This is a genomic window from Candidatus Sysuiplasma jiujiangense, from assembly GCA_019721075.1.
Taxonomy (GTDB): Archaea; Thermoplasmatota; Thermoplasmata; order Sysuiplasmatales; family Sysuiplasmataceae; genus Sysuiplasma; species Sysuiplasma jiujiangense.
Genome location: JAHEAD010000036.1, coordinates 1 through 6903 on the forward strand (window position 1 = coordinate 1; position 6903 = coordinate 6903).

The 6903-nt window shown below is 52.8% G+C and carries 7 protein-coding genes; all 7 read right to left on the reverse strand.

The genetic code is table 11. The features are described 5' to 3' along the window. On the reverse strand, positions 1-226 hold a 226-nt coding region (locus KIS29_10980; protein MBX8640848.1), incomplete at its 3' end, for a hypothetical protein. A 341-nt stretch (positions 227-567) separates the two neighbouring features. Beyond that, positions 568-1887, reverse strand: coding sequence for an FAD-dependent oxidoreductase (locus KIS29_10985; protein MBX8640849.1), 1320 nt, complete (start codon positions 1885-1887; stop codon positions 568-570). A 47-nt stretch (positions 1888-1934) separates the two neighbouring features. Next, positions 1935-2624, reverse strand: coding sequence for an ABC transporter ATP-binding protein (locus KIS29_10990; protein MBX8640850.1), 690 nt, complete (start codon positions 2622-2624; stop codon positions 1935-1937). Beyond that, on the reverse strand, positions 2614-3309 hold the full coding sequence (locus KIS29_10995) for an ABC transporter ATP-binding protein (protein ID MBX8640851.1): 696 nt from the start codon (positions 3307-3309) through the stop codon (positions 2614-2616). The genes KIS29_10990 and KIS29_10995 overlap by 11 nt, the downstream gene beginning before the upstream one ends. 56 nt (positions 3310-3365) lie before the next feature. After that, entirely contained in the window at positions 3366-4319 is a 954-nt protein-coding gene (locus KIS29_11000) for a branched-chain amino acid ABC transporter permease (GenBank protein MBX8640852.1), read from the reverse strand. Further along, on the reverse strand, positions 4309-5190 hold the full coding sequence (locus tag KIS29_11005) for a branched-chain amino acid ABC transporter permease (GenBank protein MBX8640853.1): 882 nt from the start codon (positions 5188-5190) through the stop codon (positions 4309-4311). Before KIS29_11005 ends, KIS29_11000 begins: the two co-directional genes overlap by 11 nt. A gap of 36 nt (positions 5191-5226) precedes the next feature. After that, complete coding sequence (locus tag KIS29_11010; protein MBX8640854.1) at positions 5227-6675, reverse strand: ABC transporter substrate-binding protein; 1449 nt, start codon at positions 6673-6675, stop codon at positions 5227-5229. Positions 6676-6903 lie beyond the last annotated feature (228 nt).

Here is a 6903-nt window from a genome sequence, read left to right on the forward strand (position 1 = left end):
CCGGCGGGCGTTCAGCAATTCTCGCGCATGCCTCATCCACGATATCCCTGATGGAATTGAGCATGTCCGCGAGTTCGTTGATCTGTGCCTCGTCATATGAGGCCCAGTCCACAGACTTCTTCGGTCTTGCTTCATATGTGAATGTGCCGTTCCTGACCGAGGATGCTACCTCCCTCAGTTCCTTCGACCGGAGGTGTCTCCCTTTCCTGGTGCTGTCTTCACTCAATGAACGGGTAATGCACAAAGGCCTTTTTCTGCTTTGCGAACGATTCATTCACAAACGTTAAATTTTCGAGTGCATACGTGTGCCCATAGCAGCCGGTGTGACGGCCTGTTTCCGGGCTTCGGAGGAATTTTGTCCCAAAGCCTAGTGGTCTGACTTGCGCCTTATTGTCCTCTGGCAATTCGGCAGCGGCATTTGTTTATTCTCCGGCGGTATCCGGACGATAAATCGGAGCAGTGCGGACTGCTGTTTGCCGATTCTGTGAGTCCGCACATAAAATTCTGTCCCCTTCAATCAGGTAAAATGTTTAACCACTGCCATAAGACTCCCGCCTCCGGAACGTGTCAGCAGGGTGAGGCAACAGCGTCACTGTTCCAAAGCCTGTCCCTGTCCTTCCTGGGATGGAATCGCTCCAGCAGTCCGCGGCCCGCGAGCTGCCCTACCAGATATGCCGAATATGCCGGTGCTCCCGTCGCCCCGGGTGAATTGTAGTTCAGTATGTGCAGCGATTCTCCGCCTTCTAACACGACTGCCTCGGGAACGAAACCGTTTCTGTCAATCAGGTTGCTCCTTATGCCTCCAAATCCTCTGTCTCCGAGCATGCCGGGTTCAAGAAGCGGAATGAATTTCCTCACCCGTTCGCACATGGCATCCTTTGAAAGTGAGCTCCTCCATTCCGATCTTGCAAGTGAAACGAATTCCCTGCTGATCGCAAGTTTTGCCTTCGGGAGGAGCGGTCTCTCGAACGCCTTTGAAATCAGCTGCCTGAATCCTGCGGTCATGCCTGCGTACTGATAGGGTCCGGCAACCATTGCGGCGTTGGGGCCGATTTCTCTTCCTCCGTCATGCCGTATGACAAAATGCGGATCAAGGAATGGAAATTCCGAATGTTCGGGCACAGCGTATATGTTATGCCTTACTGACGGCAGCCGTCCCGGAAGAACCTTCCAGTAATCTCCCCTGAAGTGAAGATCCGTGTATTGCATCCCCGCCCCCATCCAGTGCGCAATGTCCACCGCATTTCCGCCGGCTGCATTGATGAGCAGATCTGATGTGATAATCGCATCACCGCCATCCCTCCTGAGCGAAAGAATGGTTTTGCCTTCACTGCTGTGAACACCGGTCAATCTGCTGTTCAGCAGGAGGCGGAGTCCGTTTCCTTCGCTTATTGACTTCACCGCCGCTGTGAAGGCACCGTAGTCGACAGCAGTATCAGTGATGCACAGAAGCGCTGCCTCGCACTTCACATCCGGTTCGATGGCGCCCGCACCATTTCTGTCAAGAAGAAGAAGTTCCCCCTCCTTCATTCCATTTGCCATGCCCCATTTCATGTAGCGTTCGAGTCCCGGTACGCCCTCGCTTCCAGGGCTGACCTCGAGCGTTCCATGCTGCCTCCAGGGCAGGGAGGCGATTTCAGACAGCCGCTTCCACATTCCGTAGGATTTCTGTGCAGAAAGGGCAAAGATCCTCTTCCTTGCAGGGTCGAGATAGAATGGCCTGTGGACAACACCGGTGTTGCGTGAAGATGCGTGAACCGCAACATTTGCCTCCATTTCCACCAGCGCAACGCTGCACTCAAAAAGCGATGTCAGCCAGTAGGCAATGCATGTTCCAAGGACACCTCCGCCTACGACAGCGACATCGAAATGCCTCTCACCCTGCACGATAGGCGAATTGTCCCTCCAATATAGATTGATTGCCGGGGCGTGTTTCAGATCGCAAAATAGGCATTTCTCACTGAATCGTTCTCTTCGGCTTCCTCCTTCGTTCCCGAAAATACTATCCTGCCATGATCGAGGACGAGCAACCTGTCGGCAAGTCCGGCAAATTCGATATTCTGTTCCGAAACAAGCATCGGTAACCCCTCCTTCTTCAGGGTGGAAAGCACTTCAATGATCTTTTCGGTGAACAGCGGAGAGAGACCGCTTGACGGCTCGTCCATTACAAGCAGTTTCGGTTCCGCAATGATTGCCCTTGCAACCATCAGCATCTTCCTCTGACCGCCGCTCAACGCCGAAGCCCTCTGCCTGTCGAATGCCAGGAGATCCGGAAACAGTCCGTGCACCCTTTCGATCTTCTCGCCGAATCTGCTGCCGCTTCTCAGCGAACTCATCAGCAGGTTTTCCCTTACTGTCATGGACGGATAGATGCTGCTGTCCGATACGTACGACAGGCCGAGTCTGGCCCTCCTGTAGACGGGAAGCTTCGTCACATCCTCCCCATCGAACATAACCGATCCTGAAAAAAGGGGGAGCATCCCTGCAACGGCCTTCAGCAGCGTTGTTTTCCCTGACCCGTTTGAGCCCAGAATGACAACTGTTTCCCCGGCCCCTACGCTCAATGTGCAGTCCCAGGTGACCTGTATTGCACCATAGCCGGAGGAGACACCTCTAATTTCCAACAGTTCTTGATGCTCCAAGATAGACCTCCATTACCCTTTCGTCATGCACCGCATCCTCGAAACTTCCTTCGAAAATCTTCCTGCCCGCATCAAGCACCACGACGTCGTCCGTGACTCTCCTGATGAAGCTCATTACATGCTCGACAACAACCACCGCATCGATATTCTTTGCAATTTCCCTGAGGAGTTTTACGACGCTGTCCATCTCCGACGCACCGAGACCCGCCGCAAGCTCATCTATGAGCAGCACACGCGGATTCGTTGCCAGCGCCTTTGCAAGGTCAAGCATTTTCTTCTGACCGGTGTTCAGTGTTTCCGCTTTCTTCTCTGCGAAGGATGAGAGGCCGGTAAGTTTCAGTATCCCCTCCACGGCGGACTCCATGTCCCTGCCGGTCGGATCCCGCTTTCCCTGACCGAAAAGGACAGCAATCTCAACATTTTCCATTACGGTGAGTCCGCCGAACGGATGGGGTATCTGGAACGTCCTGTTTATTCCGAGGTGCGATCTTCTGTGCGGCGGTAGTGACGATATATTTTTCCCCTCGAAAAGAATTTCCCCCTCGTCCGGAAAAAGCAGACCGGAAACGATATTGATGAGCGTCGTCTTGCCGGAACCGTTCGGGCCTATGAGTGCAAGTATTTTCCCCTTTTCGACGCCGACATGCACATTGCTCAGTGCCTCCATCTTTCCGAATGTCTTTGTTATTCCCCTGGCTTCAAGCAGAACAGTGCTGTTTTCCTTCATGAAATGCCTCCGTAATGTTTGCGTATTATGGGGACAATTCCATCCGGTATGAACAGTATCAGCAGCACAAGCAGCAGACCGAATATTATGAGCAGCAGATTGCTGAAATAGAGTATGAGCACCTCATAGACGGCGAACAGTATTATTGCGCCTATTACCGGGCCGAATGCCGTCCCCCTTCCGCCGAACAGAACAAAGACTATGATGAGCACAGAATAGTCGGTAAGCGAAAATACCGCTTCAGGATAGAAGAAACCGAGGTACCAGCCGAACAGGCCGCCTGCAAGTCCCGAAAAAAATGCTGAGAGCAGCCATGCATAGTTTCTGTAACGCAGGCTGTTTACGCCTGCAAGCTCGACAGCAAAACGATCTTCCCTTATCGCCTTCAGTGCAATTCCAAAATACGATCTGGCCAGAAGCACCACTGTGAGTGCAGACACCACAGCAACAGCCGCGGTCACCGCATAGTCCACATTGGGCGAATATGCCTGAATGAATGAAATTCCATATGGGCCCCCTGTAATGGAGGTCAGCGACGTGTTGCCGATTGCGAGATAGAGGACCTCGAACGCTGCAAGGCTTGCTATGGCAAAATATGCTCCGGACAGCCTCAGGAGCGGCGTGAAGACTAGTGCAAGGACGCAGGAAAGAAATGTGCCGACGAGCAGCGCAATTCCCACCGGGAACGAATAATGCGCTATCATTATTGCCGTTCCGTATGCGCCGACAGCAAAAAACGCACCGAATCCAAACGGCAGATAACCGGTGAAGCCGTAAACGATGTTCAGCGCGTCGGCAAGTATGACAAAGACAGCGAGTTCCATCAGTATGCTCTGGTTGCCTGTCACAACCGGACCGAGCGTGAAGATCGCCGCCAGCGGGACAGCTATTTTGACCGCATCCGTTTTGATGCCCCTTCCTCCGGAGAGAAAAAATCCCCTAAAATTCACGGACCTTCCTCCCGAGAAGGCCGGTAGGCCTGACAAGTATTATTGCTATGAGCACAACGAACGGGACCAGGGACGAGATGTTGGGCAGATAGAGTTCGGTGTAGCCGTACGCAAAGGCAAAAACCACTCCACCGGCAAGCGTTGCCAGCGGATTACCCAGTGCACCGATGATTATGATGGCAAACGAAATGAGCGTAAAGGTTGCGCCTATGTCCGGGGAGGTGGGATAACTGATGAACGAGGAAAACGCCCCGGCAATTGCAGCGAGCGTCACTCCCGTGGAAAACGCAATCGCCGAAACTGTTCCTGCATTTACGCCATTGGCTGCGGCCTCATCCCTGTTTATCATAAGTGCCCTTGTCTGCAGTCCGAGTCTGGTGTGGTAGAGATATGCGTAAATTACCAGTATGAATAAAACTGAAACTGCCGCAGTGACAACCCATGCAAAGGGGATTGTGCTTCCTGCAATGCTCACGTGCAGCGGCCTGAACGAGCTGTAGGGAAGGGTCCTGTAATCAACACCGAAAAACTGAATCGCCAGCCCTTCCATGATGAAGGAGAGGCCGAAGAAGAGGATGAACGAACTCATTTCGGGATCTCCTGATTTGCGGAGCCTGGGGATGAGAAGATAATAGAGCGGTATGCCTGCGAGGAAGAAAACAGGCACAATGAAAAGCAGTGCCATGAGCGGATTGACCGAATAGCTTGACAGCAGCAGAATGGCGGCATAAGAGCCGAACACAATGAACTGTCCGTGCGCGAGATTCACGATCCTCATCACACCGAATATGAGATTGAGACCCAGCGCCGCCAGCGAAAAGAAAGCGGCGTAAATCAGCGACGTGATGAAGGCGTCAAGGAACAGCTGCATGTCAGAGGCACTTTATCCGAAATTCGAGCCCTGAGTTCAGGCACCGTTCACACGAGAATCCTCCTTTGCCAGCATCAGCGCCGGAAACTGTTCCAGTCTGAAGGAGTCCCGGTGCTGCATCGGAGAGCCGGAATAAGCATTCGTTGCCTGGACCGCCGAATTGTCATTTGCCGTCACGACTCCTGGCGCAGGATATATGGCCGTACCTGTTGCCACGTTTTCCGGGTATATTACTACCGGATTAAGGCCAGACGGGCCGGGCTGGTACTGCATGAGGTCCATAGGCATTCCCAGCTGTGCGCCTGTGGACGTGTTAATCACAAAAGGTCCCTCGAGCGTCGTCGTGTTGCCCGAAAGCTGGTTTGCAGCGTGCCTGAGATCAAGCTGGTTCAGATTTCCGGCCACCGAAATAGTCTTCCCTATCAGCAGTCCTGCATTGTAGCCTGCAATGTCATTGAAGTTTGGCACCGTTCCGTACAGCGATTGCCAGTCAGACACGAACTGGGAGGTTGTAGGGCCGAGCGTAACGTTCGTGTACTGCACAAACGGAGGTGAGGCATATGTGTAGGTGTAATTGAGACTCCCCGAAGGTGACTGAGAAAGGACTGCCGAATATGAAAGTCCGGAATATATGGTGAACACGAAGGGGAAATGGATGCTGTCTGCCGCCATCGCACTGTAGAACGATATGTCATTGTCCAGGTAGCCCAGTTCTATGACTGCCTGGGGGGATGTCGCATTGATGGACTGGAGCAGTGTGGAATACTCCGCTGCGCTGCTGGCGGAAGTCGACTGGTAGTAGACAGGCGTTATGCCGACGGCCGTCAGCTGGCTGTCGATGGTGCTTGCCTGTGCAGCCGTGAATGCCTGATCCGTGTAGAGTATTGCAATCCGGGAAATGGATGTCCGGTGGGTTATGAGGTACTGCGAAAGGACAAGCGGCCATTCGGAGGAAACTAGTATCGACAGATCCACAACATAGGGATTTGAAGCAGTGAAAAACCCGGGTGTCGAAGCAGTCGGATCAAAGAGAAGGACATGGTGCTCCTGTGCAATGGAGATTGCGGGCGCAGTCAGCGTTGAGCCGAAATCTGCAACCAGTATGTTGACATGGTTGACGGTGATGAGATTCGTGTAATCGGTCGTCGCAGTTGTCGTGCTGCTCTGATCATCGTAGGTGACAAGCTTGAGCGGCAGCTTCTTCCCATAGCTTGAGACATATAAGCCTCCTGCCGCATTCGTCTGGTTTATCCAGAGCTTGAGTCCGGAAAGCTGATATCCGGAAAGCTGCGCGAATGAACCGGAGCTTGCATACAGCGTCCCTATGAGTATGTCGTTCGGTGCCGTCTTTTTGCCTGTCTGCAGCACGGCGTAAACTGATACCGCAGCTATAATCAGGATTACAACGACCACGATCGCAATCAGGGCATTTCTGTGGGACGGTCTGGAGGCACTCTGTGGCGAACCTGATACATTCGAACTCATGTTTTCCCCTCTTTATATTTTAAAAGATTTTCGGGTGTTCCTGCGCGGTCCATGGCATCCAGGAGTAAAATACGTTTCCCTCACCGATGAGGTTAAACGGTGATACAGTGCGCTGCGCTTACTGCAGCCGTATCTCCGAAGACGATCGTAACAGAAGTACTAGGATCGAATGAGTATATATAAGGAAAACAGGAAAAGCCAGCATTACACGCAGCCTCATCGACTCGC

What these genes read in the sequence shown, in the direction of transcription:
- KIS29_11010 (MBX8640854.1), bottom strand. Translation starts at nt 6,675, where the DNA reads ATGAGTTCGAATGTATCAGGTTCGCCACAGAGTGCCTCCAGACCGTCC.
- KIS29_10995 (MBX8640851.1), bottom strand. Translation starts at nt 3,309, where the DNA reads ATGGAGGCACTGAGCAATGTGCATGTCGGCGTCGAAAAGGGGAAAATA.
- KIS29_11005 (MBX8640853.1), bottom strand. Translation starts at nt 5,190, where the DNA reads ATGCAGCTGTTCCTTGACGCCTTCATCACGTCGCTGATTTACGCCGCT.